Annotated in this window: 18 protein-coding genes; 5 read left to right on the top strand and 13 right to left on the bottom strand. The window is 47.4% G+C overall.

Going from position 1 to position 24,368, the window contains the following annotated elements; all coding sequences use genetic code 11:
* Positions 1 to 663: 663 nt before the first annotated feature.
* The 10 genes from V513_RS01615 to V513_RS01570 all read right to left on the bottom strand — a co-directional run bounded on the left by V513_RS01615 (position 664) and on the right by V513_RS01570 (position 13,679).
* A complete protein-coding gene (locus tag V513_RS01615) occupies positions 664 to 2,487 on the bottom strand; it encodes a PfkB family carbohydrate kinase (RefSeq protein ID WP_099771406.1) in 1,824 nt (607 codons plus the stop codon).
* Positions 2,484 to 3,485, bottom strand: a complete 1,002-nt coding sequence (locus tag V513_RS01610) for a hypothetical protein (protein WP_257211869.1) — start codon at positions 3,483 to 3,485, stop codon at positions 2,484 to 2,486. The genes V513_RS01615 and V513_RS01610 overlap by 4 nt, the downstream gene beginning before the upstream one ends.
* Before the next feature lie 31 nt (positions 3,486 to 3,516).
* The gene (locus V513_RS01605) at positions 3,517 to 4,098 is read right to left on the bottom strand and encodes a D-sedoheptulose-7-phosphate isomerase (RefSeq protein WP_099771404.1); all 582 of its coding nucleotides are present in this window, start codon (positions 4,096 to 4,098) and stop codon (positions 3,517 to 3,519) included.
* Between the two features lie 3 nt (positions 4,099 to 4,101).
* Positions 4,102 to 5,031: an ROK family protein gene (locus tag V513_RS01600; protein WP_099771403.1), complete on the bottom strand. Its 930-nt coding sequence runs from the start codon at positions 5,029 to 5,031 to the stop codon at positions 4,102 to 4,104.
* 22 nt (positions 5,032 to 5,053) lie between these two features.
* On the bottom strand, positions 5,054 to 8,170 hold the full coding sequence (locus V513_RS01595; protein WP_099771402.1) for an alpha-mannosidase: 3,117 nt from the start codon (positions 8,168 to 8,170) through the stop codon (positions 5,054 to 5,056).
* Positions 8,171 to 8,231: 61 nt separating this feature from the next.
* Positions 8,232 to 9,386, bottom strand: a complete 1,155-nt coding sequence (gene aar / locus V513_RS01590) for a bifunctional L-alanine/L-glutamate racemase (protein ID WP_099771401.1) — start codon at positions 9,384 to 9,386, stop codon at positions 8,232 to 8,234.
* 19 nt (positions 9,387 to 9,405) lie between these two features.
* Entirely contained in the window at positions 9,406 to 10,245 is an 840-nt protein-coding gene (locus V513_RS01585; RefSeq protein ID WP_099771400.1) for a carbohydrate ABC transporter permease, read from the bottom strand.
* The gene (locus tag V513_RS01580; RefSeq protein ID WP_006486938.1) at positions 10,242 to 11,126 is read right to left on the bottom strand and encodes a carbohydrate ABC transporter permease; all 885 of its coding nucleotides are present in this window, start codon (positions 11,124 to 11,126) and stop codon (positions 10,242 to 10,244) included. The genes V513_RS01585 and V513_RS01580 overlap by 4 nt, the downstream gene beginning before the upstream one ends.
* Before the next feature lie 119 nt (positions 11,127 to 11,245).
* The gene (locus V513_RS01575; protein ID WP_099771399.1) at positions 11,246 to 12,496 is read right to left on the bottom strand and encodes an ABC transporter substrate-binding protein; all 1,251 of its coding nucleotides are present in this window, start codon (positions 12,494 to 12,496) and stop codon (positions 11,246 to 11,248) included.
* A 31-nt stretch (positions 12,497 to 12,527) separates the two neighbouring features.
* Positions 12,528 to 13,679: an ROK family transcriptional regulator gene (locus tag V513_RS01570; protein WP_099771398.1), complete on the bottom strand. Its 1,152-nt coding sequence runs from the start codon at positions 13,677 to 13,679 to the stop codon at positions 12,528 to 12,530.
* Positions 13,680 to 13,974: 295 nt separating this feature from the next.
* Here V513_RS01570 and V513_RS01565 point away from each other — a divergent pair, with 295 nt between their 5' ends.
* Positions 13,975 to 14,874, top strand: a complete 900-nt coding sequence (locus V513_RS01565; protein ID WP_099771397.1) for a type II secretion system protein — start codon at positions 13,975 to 13,977, stop codon at positions 14,872 to 14,874.
* 776 nt (positions 14,875 to 15,650) lie between these two features.
* On the opposite strand, the gene V513_RS01560 is transcribed toward V513_RS01565, so the two are convergent.
* The 3 genes from V513_RS01560 to V513_RS01545 all read right to left on the bottom strand — a co-directional run bounded on the left by V513_RS01560 (position 15,651) and on the right by V513_RS01545 (position 19,776).
* Complete coding sequence (locus V513_RS01560) at positions 15,651 to 17,150, bottom strand: thioredoxin-like domain-containing protein (protein ID WP_257211888.1); 1,500 nt, start codon at positions 17,148 to 17,150, stop codon at positions 15,651 to 15,653.
* A gap of 281 nt (positions 17,151 to 17,431) precedes the next feature.
* Positions 17,432 to 18,475, bottom strand: coding sequence for a LacI family DNA-binding transcriptional regulator (locus V513_RS01550; RefSeq protein WP_099771394.1), 1,044 nt, complete (start codon positions 18,473 to 18,475; stop codon positions 17,432 to 17,434).
* Positions 18,476 to 18,495: 20 nt separating this feature from the next.
* A complete protein-coding gene (locus V513_RS01545; protein ID WP_099771393.1) occupies positions 18,496 to 19,776 on the bottom strand; it encodes an MFS transporter in 1,281 nt (426 codons plus the stop codon).
* 284 nt (positions 19,777 to 20,060) lie between these two features.
* Here V513_RS01545 and V513_RS01540 point away from each other — a divergent pair, with 284 nt between their 5' ends.
* Genes V513_RS01540 through aroA form a run of 4 tightly spaced genes read left to right on the top strand, consistent with a single transcriptional unit; the run spans position 20,061 to position 24,366 of the window.
* Positions 20,061 to 21,050, top strand: a complete 990-nt coding sequence (locus tag V513_RS01540) for a Bug family tripartite tricarboxylate transporter substrate binding protein (protein WP_099771392.1) — start codon at positions 20,061 to 20,063, stop codon at positions 21,048 to 21,050.
* A gap of 44 nt (positions 21,051 to 21,094) precedes the next feature.
* Positions 21,095 to 21,547 (top strand): tripartite tricarboxylate transporter TctB family protein, encoded by a 453-nt coding sequence (locus V513_RS01535; RefSeq protein WP_099771391.1) that lies wholly within the window; start codon positions 21,095 to 21,097, stop codon positions 21,545 to 21,547.
* Positions 21,548 to 21,562: 15 nt separating this feature from the next.
* Entirely contained in the window at positions 21,563 to 23,074 is a 1,512-nt protein-coding gene (locus V513_RS01530; RefSeq protein WP_099771390.1) for a tripartite tricarboxylate transporter permease, read from the top strand.
* A 2-nt stretch (positions 23,075 to 23,076) separates the two neighbouring features.
* Entirely contained in the window at positions 23,077 to 24,366 is a 1,290-nt protein-coding gene (aroA, locus tag V513_RS01525) for a 3-phosphoshikimate 1-carboxyvinyltransferase (RefSeq protein WP_099771389.1), read from the top strand.
* The last annotated feature ends 2 nt before the right edge of the window (positions 24,367 to 24,368 follow it).

Raw genomic sequence — 24,368 nt, 5'->3', positions numbered from 1 at the left:
GACCGCTACCCTCTCTTCTAAATTATATCAACTCTCACACCTAGAACAGAAGCTTACCTGTAAGAAAGATCCAGCAGAGCACCACTATCTACCGAGGCATGCAGACTTGCTGAGTGACCTCTGACACTTCTTCGCAAAAACCATTTCTGTCTCATGAGTAAAGATCCCGTTATTTATTCTCTAAAAGCCAGTTAGATTCATCCCAAAATTCTTTCACCTTTCCGGAGAAGGGAAGATTTGGAAGCAAACTGAAACAAGATCCACTGTAGTGAATCTTAAGCAGATCTGAACTGGTCAATTCGAGATCAAATTGCCATTGGTTCTGAGAATACGTCCCCCGTTTATAGGTTAAGACAACTGTGATCGACTTCTCGGTAAGCTGATTTCTCCCTGCATAGTTATCGATGATGACTGTACTGAAGCTAATTTACGACACCTAGACTCCTGTTCCTCCGAGCTTTTCTGCGGAAGCCTGAATTGATCATCTGAGATACGCTAAAAAAGAACAGTTATCTCATCTACTGCTCTTCAGCCTGAGCAAAGCCATCTACGACGATCCTTTAGTCGTTCGTTCTGAAGAAGGGATTGTCGCAGCTATCGGAACCTTCCAAAATGCGTACAGAGGATCATCCCCTTTTCACGCTGTTTCTGTGTCATGAACCGTTACGGAAAGATAAGCTCTATGAGTGCAGAAAGCGGGGAAAAGTCGGGAATAAGAACGTCGGCGCCGGCTCTCTTAAGTCTATTAAACTTCTCTTTGTTCCAGCCGAACCCTTTCCTTTCGTCGGAAGCCACCCCTATGGTGAAGGCTCCGGCTTCCTTTCCCACGCTAATTTCAACCGGACCATCTCCTATGACAATCAGCTCGTCGGGTTGCAATTTCCTATCCGTCAGTAGTCTCTGTATTACCTTCTTCTTCGAGTACTCCTCGAAGCTGCTCAAAGCTCCATAGACACCTCCGCCCATGAAGTCATAAACTCCCAGATATTTCGACTCTTCTATAACGTCTTCCAGATCGGTTCCTGAAGCAACAAGAAGAGTAATTCCCCTTTCATGAAGTGATTTTAGAAATTCCAGTGAACCGCAAACCAGGTACCTGTCTCTTGAATCCTCATTGATCCGCTTTCTGACTATCTCTTTCAGATGCGCAACGTAAACCTGCTTGTACTGATGAGGAGTAAGAATCTCTTTCTCAGAAACAAAGCCGTAGTGGATCACCAGTCTTTGAAGGCCTTCCATCTGGAGAATCGTCTGGAGTCCGGTAGTTTCGGCTATGAAGTCATTCACTTCTTCTTTTATCTTTTTACGAGTCTTTTCTTCAATGTCTCTATCACCGGTAATAAAATGAATCATGAGGTCTCCCATAATCGGCTGCCAGCCCTCCCTTAGAAGGGAAATGGTACCGTCGAAATCAAAGAGAACATACCTCGTCTTCCCAGGCAACCTTCGGGTATTCCTGAAGATAGACGGATCTTCGACTCTATAAGCATCAGGTTCTTCAAGCTTTGAGATTGATTCTCTCAGCAACACCCCCGTTCCTTTCTGAGAAACACAGAGCGAAGCGGCCTTTGTGGCCGTCTTGGCTGAGTCCAATAACGAGACTTTCTTACCGCACAACTCCAAAGTCAAGGCCGCAATGAATGCATCTCCAGCTCCGCAGACATCCCTCACTTCTCCTTCGAGATTGAATATTCGATTCAGTATACCGTTATTAAAGCAGAACGAGCCATCCTCGCTGGCGGTTACTACAACGGGTGAACCCACCAGTCTTGAAACCTCTGCGAGATGTTTCTGAACCAGTATTTGCTCAGGAATTCTGTTATTGTCATCTACAAGGCCTGCCCTTTCAAGGATCTGAGAAAATTCACCAAGGTTGGGCTTCAGAAGAAAACCTGAAAAGGCCTCGAGCCAGTTTCTCGAATCCGCGACGAATAATTTCTCAGGGAATAGCTTTCGCAACACAATCAGTTTTTTTCTTACCTCTTCGTCTATACAGCCTGTCCCAGGAATCTCAGACTGATCTTGGACAATTATGGCATCAACCTGAGGAACGAGAAATTCTAACATTTCGACAATCTCCCGTCTGTTTTCTTCGGCTAGACCGACCGGGGGAATATCAAGCCTTGGCAGATCCTCTTCCCCCGTCAAAGTATTGATGAATTTCATATACAGAGGGGTAACCTGTCTTTTCGACTTCACAAGGAACTGCGTGCAAATCCCATAACGATCGAGCTCCCTCTCCAGTTCGACAGCCCTAGCGTCCAGTCCCACCGGAGCGAGGAGAATCACTTTCCCATCAAGCGTGGCAAGATTTTTAGCCACATTACCGGCCGCTCCGGGAGAATACTCTTCTCTCACTCCCGTGATCGTCATAAGGCCGGTTTCAAGGCTCGGCCTCGACAGATTGGGATCGTAATAGACATACTTATCCAGGAAGACGTCACCGACTACGAGCACCCTGGCGTTCCTTTCCCAAGCTTGATTCATGGCATTCCCTTCATAATCAATCTGTAGAACGACGGCAGAGTCTCTTTATGGTTTCCCTTTATGTAATAACCTTTTCCACCAAAAGCATTCGGGATTCTCGTTACTATCGATTTCACATCTCTGAAGTAATAAGAAGCAACTTCCTTGTTATTTTTCGAAGCCTCATCTAGATCTGCATCTCTTATATCAAAGCTGGCCGTTGTGATTGACTTTGGAGCTCTTCCAACATTTGCCGCCATCGATATTGCCTTCAGAACAACTTCAGCGCCAATGACTGCAGAGCCTATCACTATACACACCCCGCCCTTTTCAAGCTTTGAAATTTCATTCGCGAATATGAGAAAGTCTCTTGCCGAGCATCCTCCAAGAGACTCACCGTCGAAGTATGGTGTCATGTGGTATATGTCAGTTCCCACTGCTGAGTGAACACAAAGCGGTATACTATCCCGATACGCATTGTACTGGACTGAGACGTCAGGGTACATGCAGTCAATCTTCTCTGGAAAGGCTTCTCCCGATAGAAGCCTGCCCATCGACTCTCCATATCCAAGAAAGAGCTTATTTCCATGAATCAGTGCGTTGTTAATATACTTATTTGTCTCTTCTGCGAAGCCGAAAAGCCCTCTAGAAAGAGCATTCGGAATACTTTCCGAGGTCCTTCCACAGTAAGCCAGTTCAAAATCATGTATCGTAAAGGCCCCGTTCACCCCAAGGGCAGTAATGATCTTTTCATGCATAAGCGACGAAAGCAACGGTCCCATTCCGTTCTTGATTACGTGCGCGCCGCTGAAAACAATAACGGGTAAACCCTTCTCTTTTGCCTCAAGCACCTTCTCGGAAAGCTCTTCCAGTTCGGGTGACCTGAAGCCATCAGACTCATTTACTATTTCCTTCATGTCTATCAGATCCGATATCGACACCTCACTAGGTCTGTTCAACAAAGAATACGTCTTCACATTAGAAGTATCGAAAACTGTGTACTTACCCTCGTATCTCATCGCCGCACCTTCCATTCTCACTACGCCATATTTACTTTCTTCCGACGGTAATCGCCTCGATAAGCTGACACAATACGTGACCGAGAGTTATGTGCGTTTCCTGAATCCTTGGAATGTCAGTAGAGTCTACTTTGAATAGATAGTCGCATAAGCCAAGCATCTCGCCGCCAGTCTTCCCCGTTAATCCAACTCTCAGCGAACGTCTCTCTATCGCCACTTTCAGTCCCCTTAAAATGTTTGTCGATTGTCCGCTAGTGCTAATTGCAATCACAATATCCTCTTCTCCCAGAAAGGCTTCGAGCTGTCTGGAGAAGACCTGGTCATATCCAAAGTCGTTAGGGATTTCTGTGAGAATCGAGTCGTTACTGGGTAGCGATACTGCCCTGATCGGTCTTCTTTCCAAATATAACCTTCCTACGAGTTCAGCCGCCAGATGTGCTGCATCTGCTGCACTACCGCCGTTCCCCATCAGGTAGACGGTTCCGCCATTCCCTGTTCTTCTGGCTATCTCGCGCGCAACCTCGTATATCAGCTCTTCATACTTGTCGATAAACTCACTCTTTACTCGTATGCTCTCCTCAAAAGCCATACGCGCTACACGATTAAACTCCATCTCCTATCTCCTTCTTCCCATTCCGCTTGCCACAATCAAAGCGGCATAGTCACCAATCCTGTCTTTGAGCTCCGTAATAACGACCCGATTTCTCGCCTCATCGCCGACAAGCGCTTCCTCCGCTGCCCTCTTTAGAGCAGCCTCAAGCCAGATTTTCGGAAGGCGCCAGGCAAGGTTACCGAGAATTATCCTGTCAGGGTCGAGAATATCCAGCAGTACGGCGAGACCTTCCCCGAAGTATGCTCCGCTTTCCTCAAGGACGGTGATGGCGTTAGGATCCTTCTTCAGTGCAAGACGTGAAATTTCCTGAGCAGTCATTTCTCGCCCAAACCGTTCAGGAAATCTGTAATGCGCATATAGTGAAATTCCCGTACCACCACAAAAAGACTCCCATGAACCGTTCTTTCCGAAGAGCGAGGGACCATCCTCGGCTACTCTCATATGACCAACCTCTCCAGCCAATCCCGTAGATCCACTATAAATACTCCCATTGATAATTATGCCTGCTCCCAGGCCGGTTCCCAGAGTCAGAAAGACAATGTTTAGAAAGCCCCTGCCGGCCCCCAGAATGCCTTCGGCAAGTGCACCGGCTCTTCCGTCGTGTTCGATCGTGATCGAGAAACCAAAACGCTCCACCAATGGTTGAACTATGTTAACGGTTCCCCATCGAAGGTGAGGAGGGTTGAACAAAGTACCCGTTTTACAATCCATAGGACCGCCGACGGATATTCCCACCCTGGATGGAATCAAATCTCCTGTCAGACCGATGATTTCGGAAGAGAGCCTCTCGATGAAGCTGTGAAAACCGAGCTCTGGTTCGGTCAGGAACTCTGCTCTTGCGAGGATGTTGAGAGTTTCATCTCCGAGAACGACGGCCGTTTTCGTACCTCCCACATCTATGCCAAGGAGGGTTCTTTCTTCAATCAACTCCATCGCTTTCCTTCATGATCTCGCCTCATTCAAACCTGAGCGTGTGGAGACCGAACTGCCTGTAGGGGAGCTCGACTTTACCGTCAATTACCGGGAGCTCGCGCACTTTATCCTCGAGAACGTTCGAAATCCAGCATCGTTCAACGGCCAGTGCAGTACTGATCTTTGCTACTCCCCGCCTCCCTTCTACTTCAGCGAGCCGGAGTATGTAACCGCTCTTCTCGGAATGCTTCAAGGCGAGTACCTTGAGGTTTCTCGTTGAGATTTGCAACACGGCTGTTTCAAGATCTATCTTTCCGTCAATCTTGATCATCTCCTTGTTAAGGTCCTCGGCTTCCTCGACCACCCTGACAGCATCCTCTCCATCATGAGAGAACAACGAGTAGGTGAAACGATGCCTTCCCTCATCTGCAAAGAAATCGGGATAAATGGGCGATCTAAGAAGTGTAAGAGATATATCTGAACCGTTGCAGGAATGACCATACTTTCCGTCATTGAGAATAGCTACGGCAAGACCTGGCTCTTCCAGCTCGACCCAGCGATGGGCCGGAAATTCGAATCGGGCATCTTCAAAAGTGTTTCGAACCCTCGTACTTCTCCTTGAGTATCCCGCGGAGAGATCACATCTTACTTCTCTAGAAAGAATGCTGACGGGAAAGTGAGCCTTGAGAAGAGTCCTTCTAGTGTGCCAGTCGATATCGTTTTCAATATCCAGTCTCCTTGAAGAGGCGTTCAATATGTATCTCTGCACTATAGAGCTTCCTTCATACTCGTATCTCGCCTGAACGACCTTTCTCACTGGACCGCTCTCAATCGTCCTCACATCGAGGGCGGTCAGTCTCTTGCCAGATATCTCGTAATCGTGATCGATATCCCACGCATCCCAAGCAACTGGAATGTCCTTGTATACGTAGAGACAGTTCCCTGGGCCGGAGGTTACTTCTCTTTGAAGTTGCTTATCAAAAACGGAAACACTTCCATCGGGGTTTACTTCAACACGCAAAAAGCTGTTTTCGAGGACGGGATCACTTTCTATAGCGTGTTCCTCGACCTCTCCACCGATACACTCGAAAACCTCGCTCGAAAACGGTTGAATATACAGATCTGAGCTGTAAATAAACCTTCCGTCATATGTTCTCTGGCTTGCCAGAAGTTTGCCCACCCGGTCATAGAGATTCATTTCATTGTCGTCAATAAATATTGATTGTTGAGGGTAAGATCCAACATTGATTACGGTCTTGAGAGAAGGATTTCCATCGCCAACAGAGTCAAGTAGAGTACCGGTTATTTCATTTGCCTCTCTGATTAGCTGACCAAGTTCATCTTCGGCCTGGATGTGAGCTTCATTTATGGATGAACCGGGAAGAATGTCGTGAAACTCGTTACGAAGTAGTATCTCCCACAGTTTTCTGACTTTTTTGAGCGGATACTTTTCTCTACTGCAGACCATAGCACCGACGGCTTCCAGTCTGTACAGAGCGTCTTCAGCATTCTTATGCAGCTTCTTTGTTCTTGCCTGGCTAGTATATGTTCCTCTGTGGAGCTCGAAGTACAGCTCGTCGTCCCAAACGGGCAGTTCCAGAGTGGAAGGCAACTCCTTGAAATAGTTCGTCAAGGGGGCCATTTCGAGTTTCGGCATGCCAGGATACTCTTTGAGCCTTTCATAGTATTCGATCATCTCGTCTGTCGGACCGCCGCCGCCGTCGCCGTAGCCAAAGGTGGTTATTGTCTTATCGTAAACTCTTTTATCCTGGAAGTTCTCCCATGTGCCAAGAATCGCTTCTGGATTAAGCATTCCGTTGTAACCCCCGAGAGGGTTATCGAAGAAATGGCAGACTACTTCACTGCCATCCAGCCCCCTCCACAAGAAGAGGTCGAGAGGGAAACGATTCTTCTCATTCCACTTCAGCTTGGTCGTCGAGAAGTATTCTATTCCCGCTTCCTTCATGATTTGAGGAAGTATCCAGGAGAAGCCAAAGACATCTGGAAGCCATGCCACAGAAGATCTCATCCCGAACTCCTCTTCGAAGAACATCTGGCCGTATAGAAACTGCCTGGCAAGTGATTCGGCGCTGGAGACGGTGCAGTCGCTCTCAACCCACATTCCGCCGATCGCTTCCCATTTGCCCTGCGAAATCTTCTCCTTTACCCTCTCGAAGAGATCGCGATCGTTCTCCTTCAAATCCATGAACATTTGAGCTGAAGACTGAAGATAAACGAATTCCGGAAACTTCTCCATCATTCTTACGGCATTGGCGAAGGTCCTTCTGATCTTCCTCTTGGTCTCATCTATCGGCCAAAGCCAGGCATAGTCAATGTGTGACTGACCGGTAACATGAACGGTGCCCATCGCACTATGCTTGTCTCTCAAGCTGGCTATATTACTCGCGAGTTTCTCACGGGCCTTCATGACCGTGCGGCGATAATTGTCGGTCAGTCTGTTCCCTTCAGACTTCTCAAACCTCGGGGATTGCCAGATCTCGTTTACGCTTCCATATGTATGGTGCCCGAAAAGAGTCGGATTGTCAGGGGCCGTCTTGAAGTACTGATCAGTAGATCTAGGAAGCTCGATCTCGGAGAGGCAGTCGCTTATGATTTTCAGTAGCTTCTCTGAGAGGAATTCATCTCTGGTTGCCTCAAGAACCTCGATCGCGACCGTAAAATCGAGATATGTGCTTGATACGGATCTATCTTGAAGGAGCAGCTCGGCGCCTTCAAAGACCGGATCGGGCAAGTGAGTACCGAACAGCCCCTTCGGCACTGTCTGTATATCAATTACGTGGCTCTTCCCATCAGCAAACTCTGTTAGGTCCAGAAACTGATGATATACATTTATCTCGCCAAAAGAACGGCCGTCAATCAAGACCAGACTCTCTCCTCCGGGAACCGCTTTAAGGTAGAGCCTCTCTCCGTCTTCAGGTTTTTCTGACTCTATGGAGGTTCTGAACCACACCGGGAATTTTGTCTCATCCCACCGGTAGCCCACGGAGATCTCCTTCCAGCCTTTCTCGGGCGGTCTTTCCGCGCCGGAATCACTGAATCTCCATCCGCCAATCGCTTTTCTCTCGATCAAAGTATACGGGAAAAGCTCAGCTAGTTCCTTTCTAAGCCTTGTACAGTACTCATTTCTAGAATGATACACGGTGCCCCCTCCAGTCTTTCACAAGTTATCTTTCCGCGTATTCGATTAACGAAATTCCAGTTCAGACGAGCGCTTTCATGGCGCTATCGAGATCCTCCGAAAGGACTTCAATTTCTTCTAGACCGGCATGAATCCTTATCAGAGATACATTGTCACCGGGGTCCCTGTGAGAAACGGCGTACGGAGAGATCAGACTTTCATATCCGCCCCAGCTGACGGCTCTCCTGAAAAATCTCAGGGAGTTCACGAATTTCTTTATCCTGTCGATATCCCGGGTCTTAAGCTTAAACGAGAAGAGACCCGATCCTCCCCTCATCTGCTTCTTGGCAAGCGCATATTGCTCCGAGCTCTCGAGCATCGGATACAAAACGGATTCAACGGCTTCACTCTTCTGTAGCCTTCTGCTGAGCTCCATAGCGTTCTGGAAATGCACGGGCATCCGGATATGCAGAGTCCGGATCCCCCTCAGAATAAGCCAGGCAGCAAAGGGGTCGGGAACGGCTCCGGTGTTGAGAAACTCCTTTTCGAATATTCTTCTGACGTCCTTATCGGATCCAGCTACAACTCCTCCTACGACATCGCTGTTTCCGCCCAGATACTTGGATGCGGAATGGACTACCAGGTCTATTCCAAAATCGATCGGATTTTGGTAGATGGGAGTCGCCCAGGTGTTGTCTATTATCGTCTTCACACCCCTCATCCTGGCCAGTGAAGATACTTCCGTCAAGTCTTGCAGCTTAAAAGTAAAAGTAGTGGGACTTTCGAGATAGATAATCTTCGTGTTGGTTTTAAGAGCTGCCTCGATCTCATTCACATCGTTACCTTCCACATAGGTATGTTCCACTCCAAATCTGGCCAGATACTGGGTTACATAGGTGGATGTCCAGCTGTAGCAGTCCTTGACAGTTACTATGTGATCACCGCTCTTCAAAAAAGCGGAAATGCTCGAAACGATTGCCGCAACTCCAGATCCGAAAAGCTTTGCCCTCTCCGCGTGCTCCAGCGCAGCCAGTTTCTCCTCGAGAATATTTACTGTAGGGTTGTTTCCTCTGGTGTACAGAAAGTGGTTCGTCTCGTCTGAAAGGGCCGTTGAGAACTCGTCAAAGCCCTTGAAGGAGAAGATCGAAGTTTGAAATATGGGAGGATTTACCGCCCCGCAAGGTAGATCGTCTTCACCCAGATGATGCAAAATCTCAGTTACGTACTTCTTTTCCATCCTCAAGATCCTCCAATCATTATCCTTTGACAGCGCCTTCGGTAAGTCCGGCTATTATATATCTCTGTGCGAAGGCGAAAACTATCATAGTTGGTAAGAGAGAAACAACAAGTCCCGCGCTCAAAACGTCCCAGCTTATCCCGGCCTTAGAAATGAACGAGTTCAACGCTACCGGAACAGTCATCTTTTCATCGGAGAAGATAAACATTGATGCCAGAAAAAGCTCATTCCAGATATTCACGAAGGCGAAACTGAAAATCGCTGCAAGTCCGGGCCTCGTTAGCGGGAAAACCACTTTGAAGAGCGCCTGCAAAGTATTGCAACCATCGATCACGGCAGCTTCTTCAAGGGAAACCGGTATCCTGTCGAAGAAACTCTTTGACATGATCGTGCTGAAGGCAATTACCATAGTTACATATAGGATAAACAACGTGGAAAGCCTGTCGGTCATACCGTAGTTTGCCAGCATGACAAACAGAGGAGCCATCAGAATGAACGGAGGAACCATCTGAGTGAAATACATGGCTAACAAGGTACCGTTTCTGAATCTCTTCGCTCGAATTCGCGACAGTGCATATCCACTGAACATAGATATTAGCATGGCGGCTAAAGCAGCCGCAAGCGCCACTATTGCGCTGTTTCGAAAGTAAACTCCGAAGTTAGCAAAGCCAAATAATTTCGAATAGCTTTCGAAGGACAGCTTTGAAGGGAGGTATTTCAAAGGAAATGTGTAGATCTCCCTGGGGCCCTTGAGGGATGTAACAACAACCCAGTAAAGAGGTAGTAGAGCCGCAATCAGATACAGCCCCAGAGCGATGACTTTGAAGACCTTACCCAGCACCTTCATGAGTGTCTTCATACAGTTACCTCCTTACGGGAAGAGATATTCAGGAAAACAATCGCATACAGTAACAGCATGGACATGATTATGAATCCTATCGCGGCTCCCTGACCGTAGTCATAGAACTGATAGATTCTGTTTATCATGTGTGTCGCCAGTATCTGAGTTGAATTGGCCGGCCCACCGCCGGTCATTCCATAGATTATCTCCGGGAAATTCATTATCCACATCGTCCTGAGCAGGACCGTGCTAACGATTGTCGGCCTAATGTACGGTATCGTGATCTTGAACAACTGCTTAAACCTATTTGCCCCATCTATTCTCGAAGCCTCATACAGCTCATTCGGAACGGACTGGAGTGCGGCAAGCAACATGATTGCGAAGTAAGGAATTCCGTACCAAACATTTGCGATGATCACCGACATCATGGCAAACTTAGGATCTGACAGAAAACCTATTGGGTTACTAATAATCCCAACTCTTACCAGAATGTCATTGATTATCCCAAACTGACCGTTGAACATCCACGCCCATATGAGACCTATGGCAAATCCCGACACCGCCCATGGATAGAAAACGAGAGCCGAGTAGATTCCTCTCCCCTTGAAGGGTTTTCTCATTAGTAGTGCCAGTCCGAAGCCAAGGCCGAACTGGAAAATCAGAGAAAAAAAGACCCAGACAAGTGTGTTGATCACTATTCTTACGAAGTCGAAATTTCTGTCGGTTATGATCGCTTTGAAGTTACCAAACCCAATGAATCCAGTATCAGAGAGGTCAAACATGTTATAGCGTTGAAACGCCATAACCCCGCCACGGATAATGGGTGTGTATGTAAAAACTATAAGAAGGATGAAAGCCGGAATCATCATTATGAAAAACTTCCAGAAATTCTTTCTCAAAATCAACACCTCTCAGAACATCTCTCTGCCTGCTCTAGAAAAACGGCACGGCGGGCAAATCTCGAACTGTCTCTGCGCCGTGCCGAATCGTCAATCAGTCAGTATCTTTCAGTTTCTTATCAGTCTTCCCAGTACTCGGCCCACTTCGCGGCAACGGCTTCGACTGTGGTATCACCGAGGAGCAGAGATTGCATGTCCTGCTGGTGAATCTCCGGCCAACCCGGCCACTTTTCGGAGTCAAGAGGATAGGACGCGAAGATGTACTTCTCCGGGTGACTCATCATGTAACTCCATGCCGTATAGACGCCGGAACTGAAGTATGGATCATTCTCATATGTGGAAGAATGGATTGGAAGCGGACCGTAACTCTTGCTGAAGTATGCGTTTACCTCGGGGCTCGAAATATACTTTATGAACTCCCATGCCTCTGCTTTGTGCTTGGAATATGAGGGGATTCCGAGTCCGCTGAATCCGTAGTCCATATAGGCCTTGCCGGAGGGACCTACCGGGATGGGCACCACAGTGTAATACTCTCTTCCGAGCATCTCATCCACAAGGGCGACCGTATCCGGATCCTGAATGAGGAACGGAGTGATACCCGATACAAAGGCATTCACCTGTTCGTTGAATCCCCAGTTGATTCCGTCTGCAGGGACTCCACCCTCGAAAAGCCTCACATACATTTTAAGACCCTCGATGGCTCTGGGGTCATCGAAATAGGCTTCTCCGGATTCCGTCTTATAAATATTGGTTGCATCGATGTCGCTTAGGAAAGAAGTGGCTATAAGATCTGAGAACTTGAACTCCCATGATTTTCCTCTGAACCCGAATCCATACTGGTTCTTATCGGGATCAGTGATGTCGATACATAGCTCGACAAGCTCGCTCATAGTCTTTGGAATGTAGCTTACGCCGAGTTTCTCCAGAATATCGGTTCTTACGAATAAACCCTTGATGAAGAAAAACTGAGGAACAATGAATGCCGTGTCATCGACGGTTCTTGCGGCCTGATTGGCGACAAAGGTAAGAGTATCATTGTGCTCCCAACCGGCAAGGTAGCTCTCGAGATTCTCTAGCTTTCCGTTGTTGACGAACTGCTTCACCGTATAATCCCTGACTTCGATAATGTCGAGTGGCTGATTCGTGTTGAGCATGAGAGTTGCCCTTTGATCCGCCTGCTCGTATGGAGGAGATATCAGGTTGATCTTGATATCAGGGTTCTTAGCCTCAAAATCTGCAATTATCTCCTTGATTACCTGTGTTCTTGCAGGACTGGTGAGAACCTCGATGAAGTTCAGAGTAACTACGCCAAACGAGAAGACTCCGATAAGCACTACCAGTAGTAGCGAAAGAACTACTTTCCTTTTCACTTGAATTCCCCCTTTTCTCAGTTTTTTGGTGCTAGTTTGAAAGCACTTTATCCATCAAGTAACTGAAAATCGCATAACTCGCAGCCCCCGTAGAGAATGCTCGAAACTGATTCGTAAAACCTTTTATGAGTTGAACACTGCCCCTCGAAAAAAGGTTAGATTCAAACGAATCCTTTAGTGCTTCGAAGAAAACTTTTCCAAACTCTAGAAGCCGCCCATTGACTACAACTGCTTCGGGACCTACAATGTTTGAAACAAGAGCTGCGATACGACCGAGTTCGTCACCCACTCTCCTCAGTACAGAATTCATTTTTTGCCCACCGTTGAATCTCCTGTCCAAGAAATCATCGATTTTCCCGCAGTTGACTCCGATTTCCTTGTTCAAGTCACTGACGACCGTATCCAGACTAAACCGGCTATTCTCAACTTGGCCGTTGCAGAAGCTCTTGATAAGAGCGTAACTGATCTGACCGGAATATCCGGAGCTTCCGCTGTAGATCTCGTCGTTCAATATGATCCCTGCCCCAACACCCTCATCAAAATACATACTGATGAACGATCTGATATCTCTGCATTTTCCAAAGCACTTCATTCCGAAGGCTGCGCCATCGGCATCATTGACGAGAAACACGGGCAGACCAAACTTTTCGCGGGTAATCTCTCCCACCGGGAAATCCTTCCAGTCGCTCAAACCGTAGGGGGCGTAAATCACTCCTTTATCTTTATCCAGAGGAGAGGGAGCTCCAATACCAATTACATCGACATCAATGCCATTTCTGAAACATTTGTTCAGCAACCTCTGAACGACTTCAAAGAGATGGGCAGTAGCATCAGCTCTAGTCAGGTTAGAGACTTCTTTGCTCACCGATTCAAGGAGCTTACCACAAGCCGTCATGACCACTCCAGATGTGCTTCCCCTTGCAAGATTCACTCCAATAGCTGCTGCAGCATCGTCCCGAACTCTCATAGGGATAGGTGTTTTGCCGACCAGACCCGTCTTCAAACCCGGGGTTTCTTCGACAATATTCAGATCCAGAAGCGAGGCAATTATGGCAGAAATTGTTGTCTTGGTGAGTTCGGTTTTCCTCGCGATTTCAACTCTTGAAATATCCGAATTTGCGAGCAGAAGCTGTATCACTCTTCCTATGTTCTTTTCCCTAAGATCACCGGGCTTCGTTATCACTTTCGGGCACCTCTGAAACTCAATTTGATTATTTAGTAATAGTCTCTTACTAAATATTATATAGGACACGATGCTGAGTTCAAAGAAGAATCAAGTCCGATTATTCCCGTTGAGTGGCGATTATCTCAGGCCAAAGGTGATTAAAGTCAATGGTTGCCATAGCGCGAAAAGCAATGATGAGAAAGATGCAAAGCACTTCTGAGAAATATCTCGCAGGCGCTTTAATCGCTAATCATAGATCCCCTGTTGGCACGAGATTGCATTGCATATAATGACAGAATTGGTGAGGGAGTGAGTGAACTTGACTGTGAGTTGTTTCATGTGCACTAGAAGACGAGGGTTTTCTCTTATCGAAATGCTTTTTGTTCTCGCGGTACTTGCCGGCCTTATCGCTGTCATTGCACCTATAGGGGTGAATACGCTTCGGAAATCACACGCTGTTTCAGTTGCAAAAGATCTTAAGACGCTTTCCAGTGTTTTTTCAAGTAAGATCTACCTGGGCGGGGAATTGCCCGAAGTTATCGGCGAACTCGGGAGAAATGTTGATGGCCGTTCCTTCGGCGCCGCATGGAAGAAGAACGATGATGGCCAGTACAACTACTTCGTATTCACAAATCGCAGTGTAGACTTCGAGACTGTCTCGGGTGTCCTGATCGATTCAAGACAGGGAATTCCCTTTGGAATAGACGACTTCACTTTTCTCGACGGTGGGTTGGGAAGAGAATCACTTGATTCCGAAACTATTTACTACAGTCTGGTAGGTGAAAATTCCGTCGCCCCGCTCACCGAATTCGGATCTACCTTCGATGAAATAAGCGAAGGATTGAAAACTCTTATTCAAGAGTTTTTCGTGAATCACGGACGATACCCCAGAGATTGGATAGATGGAAAGTCCGGCATAGACTATAGGTTTGAAGATCTCTCGCTTGACGCTTCTTTCTGGGCTAATAGTGCATTTGGTGGCGTTGTTTATAAGCCGGCAGGTAAACTTCTCAGAGTCAGTCCAGACAATGGTTATAAGTTTGTCTTTAACTTTCTGGGATCATCTGAAAAGGGAGAACTTACTGAGAGGCTAAATTGGGACCTGATTTACAACATCGGAAACGACTCCGCAGACACTGACTGCTGGTATTTTCACAGTCTCGAGGGAAGAAAGATAGATATCTCAACCCTGAAAATAGTGAAGATCAGCTAAATGGGTTAAATGGAGACACTAACTCGACCAAAACTTGACCGTTTCAGTTTTGACAAAGGACTGAGATGGTGAAGCAAGTTCAGATTATGGTATGCGACGTTTTACAGCTAGACAAACAAAGTCATTCGAACTTGTTTCGGGATCCGGGCTTTGAAATACAGTCGTCGGGGATTGAAGGTTCATTATAGGAAGAACAAGAGAGACTGGTTGGCCGTTGAGTGGTTCTCCGTTCTCCAAAGAGAAACCCCGTTCTTCCACAGCGAGGATCTGTTCCTCGTTTCTGGTCAAAGTCAATAAACAAAAGATTCTGAATCAAGTTCAGATGACGGAATGTTTTGTTCTTAAGAATCACAGGACGCTGTCATGTTCAGATGACGCATTGTTCGATTCTCTTAACGATCTTGATCTTTATACCTCTACTCCACAGATCTGACCTCTCTCATTGTTCCACCCTTCGACCTTATTACAGAAACCACGATAGCCTTGAGTCCATTGATGTTCTTCAGTAAATTGCGCCCAATAATCTATTCTTCCTCGCGCCAGCGAGCGTCGGTTCCTGCCGTAAATAACATCACTTTTGCCTTTGTTCATCGATTTCTGAGGACGGTGGACCGTTGACGAACAACGTGATTTTATCAGCGTTCACGGCTCTTTGCCCGGCGAAGTCGGCAATGGCCTCTGCAAAGCAAAGACTGCCGCATGAACTGCAACTTGCCAGGTGGAGCCGACTGGCTTTCTAATCGCATCTAGCTATGGCATACCCTAGCTCCGAGACTCTATGTCCATTTTTCTTGGCTCTCTATAACAAGTTCTTTCAGCTCCGTGCCGTCGAAGACTCTTATCAAGTGGTTATTGGTATCGGCTATGTACAGTAATCCTTTGTGAAACTTGACGTCATTGGGTTCGAACAGGCCGAGGTTTGAACATTTATCGCCGTCCAGAGTACATGTACCCTCCCTTAGGTTCTTTATTACCGTCTCGACGCGCCTGATTCCGAGATCGATCTTCCTTATTGCGTGATTGTAAGTGTCGGCTACGTAGAGAAATCTGCCTTCACCGTGAATTCCAATAGGATGCTGGAACAAAGACCTCTTGAGAATCCCGTCCACATAACCGAAGGAGAATAGACCACTTCCGGCAACTGTTTGTACCGTCCCGGCTTCCAGATCTATAAATCTGATTCCAGAGACTTCAGAGTCGGCCACATATAAGCTGTTTCTATCGAGAAACAAACCGCTGGGCTGCGCAAAATTAGCGTCTTTCAGCCGCCCGTCTTCGACGTTCTCTATTCCGCTTCCCGCAAATGCACTTATAGTGTTGCTTTCAAGATCCAATCTCCATATTTGGTGCATTCCCGCCATTGCAATGTACAAGAATCTGCCATCAGTTTGGAGATCCCAGGGCGAGTTAAGTCTTGCTTTCGAAGCGTCTCCATTGTAGTTCCAATCGTAGTCCTGAAATCCGTCGCCGGACAGTGTACTGAGATACCTTCGGTTCATATCTGCGATACGTAATGCGTGGTTTTCGGTGTCGGCAACGTATAGTCTGCCATTACAGTAGACTATTCCTTGAGGTTTGTTGAGGCGCGCATTTTCGAAAGACCCGTCCTCTAAGCCACTTTGACCGCTCCCGATCTGATCTATTGCCTTCGCCACAAAAGGAGTAGAAAGCTCCGTTAAGAGTATCCGATTGTTATTCGTATCGCTTATGAATAGATTCTCTCCGTCGCCAAAGGCAATCTTCCCGGGGAAAGAGAGATTGGATTCACTCTTGGTAAGCTCTAGCTTAACCGGAATTCTCTTCTCGCTAAGAACTCCCTTCCTCTTTCCTTCTTCGAGAGCCTTTGAGATTTCACGTGAAAGGTATTCTCGCTTTCCCTCTCCCGATGTCTTAGACAGTATCTTTCCATCAGGCCCAATAAGAACATATGAGGGCCACGCACGGATCACATATCTTTCCCAGAGGAAGTAATCATTATCGATTACCACCGGATGTTGGATCTCATATCGATGGACTGCCGCTCTTATGTTACGCTCATCATGCTCATTTTCGAATTTCGCCGAATGGACGCCAATTACTACGAATGGGCTATCCTCATACTTTTTTTCGATCCATTTGAGGTCCGGAATGACATGAATACAGTTTATACAGCAGTATGTCCAGAAATCGAGTAGAACCACATAACCCTTCAGATCAGCAAGGGTCAGAGGTCTCTCGACATTTATCCACTTGCAAGACTCCGGAAATTCTATCGCTCTTCCATACAAATCGATCACCTCTTTCGAGCTTTGACTATAGAAGAAGGATAATGGATCATGCTCTTCCGTTCCAATGGAAAGGATCGCCTCTGTTATTAAAGAAGCTTTCAAAACATTCTATTTGCTTGCACAGAGTCAGCCAAAGAGCCCTTCTCAACAGCGCCTTCTTACAGATAGTCTTGCAGATGAATTCCAAATGATCAGGCTCCTTCAGGAAGGAGAATCAAGGCGGTCGAAGGAGACAATGAGCATAAAAAAGCAGCGATGTTAGGCCCTTGAAAACCTTCAATTGGAGCACTTCACTTATGCATTACGCTTGTGGAGTTCCTTATCGTAAGCTTGACATCGATAATCGTATCGGGGACTTCCTTTCCAGACAGTATCTTTGATAGAGCAACCACCGATTCCGACCCGAGGGTTCTGGGATCCTGATCGACGGATGTTAGCGTGGGAATCGTTATCGGAGCGATGAGGTTGTTGTCATAACCCACCACAGATACCTCATCAGGGACGTTGATTCCCTGATCAGTTAAGAAACCTATGACGCCTGCCGCGACAAGATCGTTAGCCGCGATCACCGAGTCTACTTCAACCATTCTCTCAAGAAGCTCTCTCGCTCCGCTGTAACCGGCCTCGTAATCGTATCCACATATGACAATGAGCGACGGGTCGTACTCTATTTTTTCCTCTTCGAGAGCCCTTCTGTACCCCGTGTACCTATCGAGCGTCGTGTATTTGCCGGCATCCTCGCTCGAAGCCACTTCACCAATCGTGTCTATGGTACATGGGCTGGACCAGAAGCCGGCGAGGAAGCCAACCCTCTTCCTTCCCAGTCTGATCAAGTACTTTGTCGCAAGATACCCGCCCTTAACGTTGTCAGTATAAACATGAGGCTTAGACTTGAAGACGTTTCGCCTTCCGACAACTACTATCGGGAGCTCCTTGAAACTCTCTATTTGCGGAAGAGGATCCCCGGTGGAAACCGGGCAGTAGATGAGACCATCTACAACCGTTCGAGAGAGACTGTCGATCGCAGCTTTTTCGACTTCCCTCTTTCCGTCGGAAGTGGAGATAATTATTACATGATCGATCTCTCCGGCCTTCAGAATGGCTCCCGCAATCATCGCGCTGAAAAAGGGTTGGGAAACATCTGGAACTAGCATGCCTATGACATTAGTGGTCTGGCCCTTCATGAATCTGGCTCCAACATTTGGTTTGTAATTGAGCTTTTTGACTGCATCCCAAACTTTTACCTTCAAGTCTTCTTGCACAGGCCTTGAACCATTTAGGACTCGAGAAACCGTTGCGGCCGAGAGGCCGGCGTAATCAGCAACCTGTTTTATGGTAACCCTGTCGCTCTTTCTTACAGCACTTCACCTCCTTGACCGGAAAAGGACTTGAGAAAAGGCAACGCCACTAAGCTTATTATAACCAGAAGAGTAACTATGCCAAAGGTCGAATTGAAAGCTGCAAGGTCAATCTCCGCTCCCCCACTCGAAGAGAAACGCTGCATTAGGAATCCCGTGCCAGACTGAAAGATGATTACAGAGATGAAAGTGAAGAGGTTCATACTTCCAAAGAGAGAACCTCCACGGCCTCTGGCTGCCAGATCGTTGACACCTGCAGTAAGATGATCGTAGGTTATACCGGCAAAGAATCCCAGAAAGAATCCGACCAGTCCCGGTATAAGAATCGGCAGCTGGCTTCTCATAGAAAGCCAGAAGAAAACCCACGAAGCACCATAGGAAACACATGAAACGGTTATTGCAAGAAGTCTCAATCTTGCCGGCCTTGCGATGTATGCCCCTACAAAGTTTCCGACCATCACTCCTATGCTTATCAGCGTCGACCATAGACTCGCCGTTCCATACGAAACACCGTAAGAAGTCTGGTACCAGGAGACAGCCCAGAGACCTTGCAGTGACATCAGGGCACCAAACGACGTTCCCCAAAGGACAAGCATCAGCTTTAGCTGCCTCGACCTGAGGATCTTTCGGAATGAATTCTTTAGATTATCTAAAAAACCTTTTCTTTCAATTTTGCCAACAATTGAGATCACAGGATCTCTCCTCCTGAAAGCGATTAGAGACACGGCAAGAGCAAAATTCAAAAAAGCGAGAAAGACGAAGACATTTCTTCTGCCAAACTCGTCGAGAGCAAAGGCAAGAGGAGCGACTGAAATCACCGCGCCAAAGTTCCCAAGAGTGTAAGTGATTCCCGAAAAGAATGAGTATTTGTCTCTGTGAAAGGAGTGCGACTGGTAAACAAGCACTCCGGAAAGCATTGGCGCAAGTCCAAAGCCCGTTAAAAGACGACCTACACCTAGCATCGTCGGATTCGAAGCGAAACCGAAAAGTAGCGCCCCGATTCCGGTTGTAAGCATCCCTAGCGAAACTATCCTAAGCGGTCCAAATCTGTCGTTGAGTGCGCCGCTTATCGGTTGCATGAATGCGTACGCGTAGAAATACAGACTGGAAATGAATCCGACAAGGGAAGCACTCATTCCCCATTCCGTCGAAATCGCAGGAAGGCTTACAGAAGCGGATACCCTGAAAAAATACGAAAAGAAATATGCCGATACAAGCAGGCAGTATATTGGAATCTTACCCTTATTGTTTGAAATCATGGCTTCTCTTTCACTCATATATTGCCTCCAATATCTGGAAAAGCTTTTCCCAACATCGTGGAACTGGACCATTTTCCCCCATACAATTCGAATTATGTCTCTGAAAACTCACAGAAGCCTAAGTGAAAAACTCTCGTAAAAAGAACAGTAGCTTTCTTCTTTACTTTTCGTAAATAGTATACATTAAGAGTTTGGTGAAAACAAATATCTGTCTCAGCTTTTTGGAATTTCCCCATCTTATGAAGTATAATCTATCTAATTGAAATGGCAAACGTTTTCCGATTTCGAGGAGGTGGATTGTTGTGAAGAAAGTTCTTCTGTTTTCGCTAGTTCTTGTTATTGCTGCATCAGTTCTTGCATCGTACCCTAACAGGTCAGTAACTCTCGTTATTCCTTGGGCGGCCGGCGGGATCACCGACAGAGTGGGAAGGGCATTTGCACCTTATCTAGAGAAGTACCTGGGAGTTCCCGTTGTCGTTCTGAACCAACCGGGCGCTTCCGGAGCAATTGGAACGGATTTTGCTTACTCCAAGCCGGCAGATGGGTACACGCTACTTCTCTCGGCAGAGACTCCAGGAGTCTTCAGAGTTATGGGAACGGGCAAGCTTGGCTTCGATAACTTCGAAGGAATTATGATGCTTGTGGAAGATACGAAAGTGGTAGTCGTTCCGGGCAACTCGCCGTACCAGACTATGGATGAACTCGTTACCGCAATTAAGGAGAACCCCGGAAAGATAAAGATGTCATACTCTGGCCCTGGGGCCAGCGGACACATCCAGGGACTTCTGCTGGAAGAGGTTGGTCTTGATGTTTCCATGACTCCGTTCGGCGGCGGCAGCCCTGCCATGCTCGCAACAATAAGCGGTCAGGTTGATTTCACATTTGGCAACATCGGCACGGTTCTCGATTACTTGAAAACCGGTGATCTGAGAGCCCTTGCCGTCTACACAAAGGAAGAGAGATCTCCTGCGATTCCAGATGTTCCTCCAATTGCGGACGCGATTCCCGAAATGGCGCGTTACCTGCCTTTGACATTCCCGAACTGTATTCTTGTAAAGGAAGGAACTCCGCCCGAGATCAAACAGGTTATTCTCGAAGCCGCTCAGAAGGCAGTTCAGGATCCGGGATGGATCGAATTCACCGAGTCAAGCTTCTACAACAGAATGCACGACGTTCAGGGCGACGCTGTTATCGAATACTGGAACCGCTGGACCTCGATCGTTGCATGGCTTCTCTATGACGCTGGAGTGGCTCCCAATAGTCCTGCAGACTTCGGAATAGAGAGATTCTGATCTATCGACGGTAGACTTCGTGTCTACCGTCTTTGGAGGTCATTATGAAAGAAAAAACGAGTGGTAGTCTCAATTTCCAGATAATCGAAGGAGCCTTCTTTGCTGTAATCGGCGTCTTCATAATTGTAGTCTCATCTGGGATGAACCCTTACGGTTCCTGGTCACTTGCGCCCGGTCTCTTTCCATTGATAATGGGTGTAATACTTTTAGTGCTTGCAATATCTCTAATATTCCAGGCGGTAAGAAGCAAGAGTTTCAAATCGGGTGGTTTTGACAAGGTTGATTGGCTCAGAATTACAATTTCAATGGCACTTACGTTCATATATGTCTGGCTTCTTCCGATGATTGGCTTCATTGCTATTTCAATTCCTTATCTGGCCTCGATGCTGCTCCTACTTGGAGAGAAGCGTTGGTGGCTGCTGGGCATAATCTCTGTGGGGACTACTCTTGGCCTGTATTACGCCTTTGGTGTTCTACTGAGTGTCTACCTGCCTTGAGAAGGTGATGTGCACATGGTTGAACAGATACTCGCCGCGATAGATCTCAGGTTCATTTTCCTGGTATTTGTCGGTGCCTTTGCCGGACTTGTTGTAGGCGCCATGCCGGGGCTTTCGGTGACTATGGCCACCGCGATTCTTGTTTCGGTAACCTTCACGTGGACGGTCAACGACGCTATGGCTCTTATGATGGGAGTTTATGTCGTCGGAGTCTTCTCCGGGGCTATATCCGCGATACTCATAAACATCCCAGGAGCTCCCGCATCGGTCGCAACGACACTTGACGGCTTTCCTATGACCATGAAGGGACAGGCCAGAAAGGCTTTACGAGTTGCTACCGTCTATTCTTTTGTAGGTACTCTTTTTGGTCTGATAATGCTGGCCTTACTCGCAAAACCAGTTACAAAGATTGCCCTACAGTTCTCGCCTATGGATTACTTTCTACTTGCCCTTTTCGGCCTTACAACTGTTGGATCCCTGACGTCAAAGAACTTTCTCAAAGGATTGATCAGTGCAACACTGGGAGTAATAATAAGCTTAATTGGAATCGATCCGATTATGGGCACACCGAGATTCACATTCGGCTCGATGAAGCTTCAAGCAGGTATTTCGCTGATAGCTGCTCTGATCGGCCTGTTCGGTTTTTCGGAGATTCTCGTTCAGATAGGGCAGCGCTCACTCGAACCGATAGCCGGTAAGCTGGGGAAAGAGAAGGTCGGCTTTCGGGAGCTGTTGAGACACCTTCCGCTTTCGATACAGGCCTCTGTGATTGGAACATTGATAGGCGCGCTGCCAGGCACCGGAGGCCCAGTAGCTTCTCTAATTGCTTACGATCAGGCAAAAAAGACGGTCAGAAAACCCGAAGTTCCGTTTGGCGAAGGGGCCGTAGAAGGGATAGTTGCAAGCGAATCTGCAAACAATGCCTGCATAGGAGGCGCACTTATACCCATGCTGACACTCGCTGTGCCCGGAGATGCCGTTACTGCCGTTCTTCTGTCCGCAATGTACGTCCACGGCTTGAGACCCGGTCCTCTGCTTTTCACGCAGACTCCCGACCTCTTCTACGTAATACTGGCTGCAGGAATAATTGGATCTCTTTCGATAATTGCTCTTGGAATCGGTGTGGCTCCACTAATGGCAAGGATGGTACTGATTCCGAAGAAGATCCTCCTTCCTGTGGTCGCAATCTTGTGTATAATCGGCGCTTATGCGATAAACTCAAGTGTTTTCGACATCCTTATTATGGCCACCTTTGGTCTGATTGGCTTCGTTATGAGAAGGAAGGGATACTCGGTGGCGCCAATGGTTCTCGGTATTGTGCTGGGATCATTGATGGACGCAAATTTTAGAAGGGCGGTATCGCTTGCTTCGGCAGGAGACAATCTGATAATCTCAATGTTCTCAAGACCCATTAGCATTATTCTTGTTGTCTTCATTCTTATTTCACTGTTTTCCAATTTTAAGTTTGTCAGGACCGGGGTGAGAAAACTCTTCTCCGGAAGGTCTGACAAAGGAAAGGAGAATTGAAAATGATAGCCTTTGCTTCAAAGCATAATCTTTCGGGTAAGCTCTCTGTGCCCGGTTCAAAGAGCCATACAATAAGGGCGGTCCTGATCGCCGCCATGGCAAAGGGACTCTCAACCATAAAAAACCCTCTTCCGAGTCAGGACTGTCTTTCGGCGACGAGAGCTGCCAGGGCATTCGGATCCGATGTGAAAATTGAAAAGGGAGTATGGACGATAAAGAGCAACCCCGAGGGCCTAAAGATTCCCGACGATGTCATTGACTGCGGGAATTCCGGAACTACCTTCTATTTTGCCACGGCGATTTCAGGAACTTTAAGCGACTACGTTGTTCTCACGGGAGATTATCAGATTCGTAGAAGACCCGTTGTGAAACTGCTGGAAGCAATGAGAAAACTGGGCGCCTTCGCCGTCACGACGAGAAGTGACAGCGATGCGGCTCCCGTCATTGTAAAAGGACCAATGAGGGCAGGGACTATTGTTTTCGATGGAAAGATGTCACAGTACATTTCCGGAATGCTCCTGGCATCGGCGAGGCTCGAGGGAAAAACCAGGATCGAAGTTCAGAAGGCCATAGAAAGGCCTTACCTCCAGATGACCGTGGATTGGATGAGCGAACACGGGATAGAAGTTAAGTACGATGAGAAGAATTACAGTTTCTTCGAAGTGGAAGGCCCTCAGAATTACAAACCCGTCGACACTGCTATTCCCAGCGATTGGGAATCAGTCGCTTTTCCACTGGTGGCTGCACTCGTAACTGACTCGGAGTTAGTAATAGAGGACCTGGATCTCTCGGGCAGTCAGGGCGACGCCGTAATTGTCGACATACTCAAAGAGATGGGCGGAAATATAACTCTGGACAGATCCAGCAACTCTTTGAAGGCAGTTGGAGGAAACAAACTCAGGGGAATTACCATAGATTGCTCAGACATTCCCGATGCTCTGCCCATACTCTCAGTTGCCGCATGCTACGCTGAGGGAGACACAGTATTGACCGGAATTGAAAGTATAAGGGTAAAAGAAACCGACAGAGTCGAGGTCATGAGGAGAGAACTCTCAAAAATGGGCGCGTCGATCGAGGACACAGACCATGAGATGATCATTCACGGTGGAAAGAAACTGATGGGTGCAAAGGTCCAGAGCCACGACGACCATAGGGTTGCAATGTCTCTCTCAGTCGCTGGTCTATTCTCCGAAGGAGTAACCGAAGTCAGCAACGCCGAATGCGTCTCGGTCTCTTTCCCCGGCTTCTACGAGCTCATGAACAGCGTCGGAGCCGGCTTCCAAACGAAATAGAG

The organism is Mesotoga sp. H07.pep.5.3 (assembly GCF_002752615.1).
Taxonomy (GTDB): Bacteria; Thermotogota; Thermotogae; order Petrotogales; family Kosmotogaceae; genus Mesotoga; species Mesotoga prima.
This window is presented reverse-complemented; position numbering and strand designations above follow the sequence as displayed.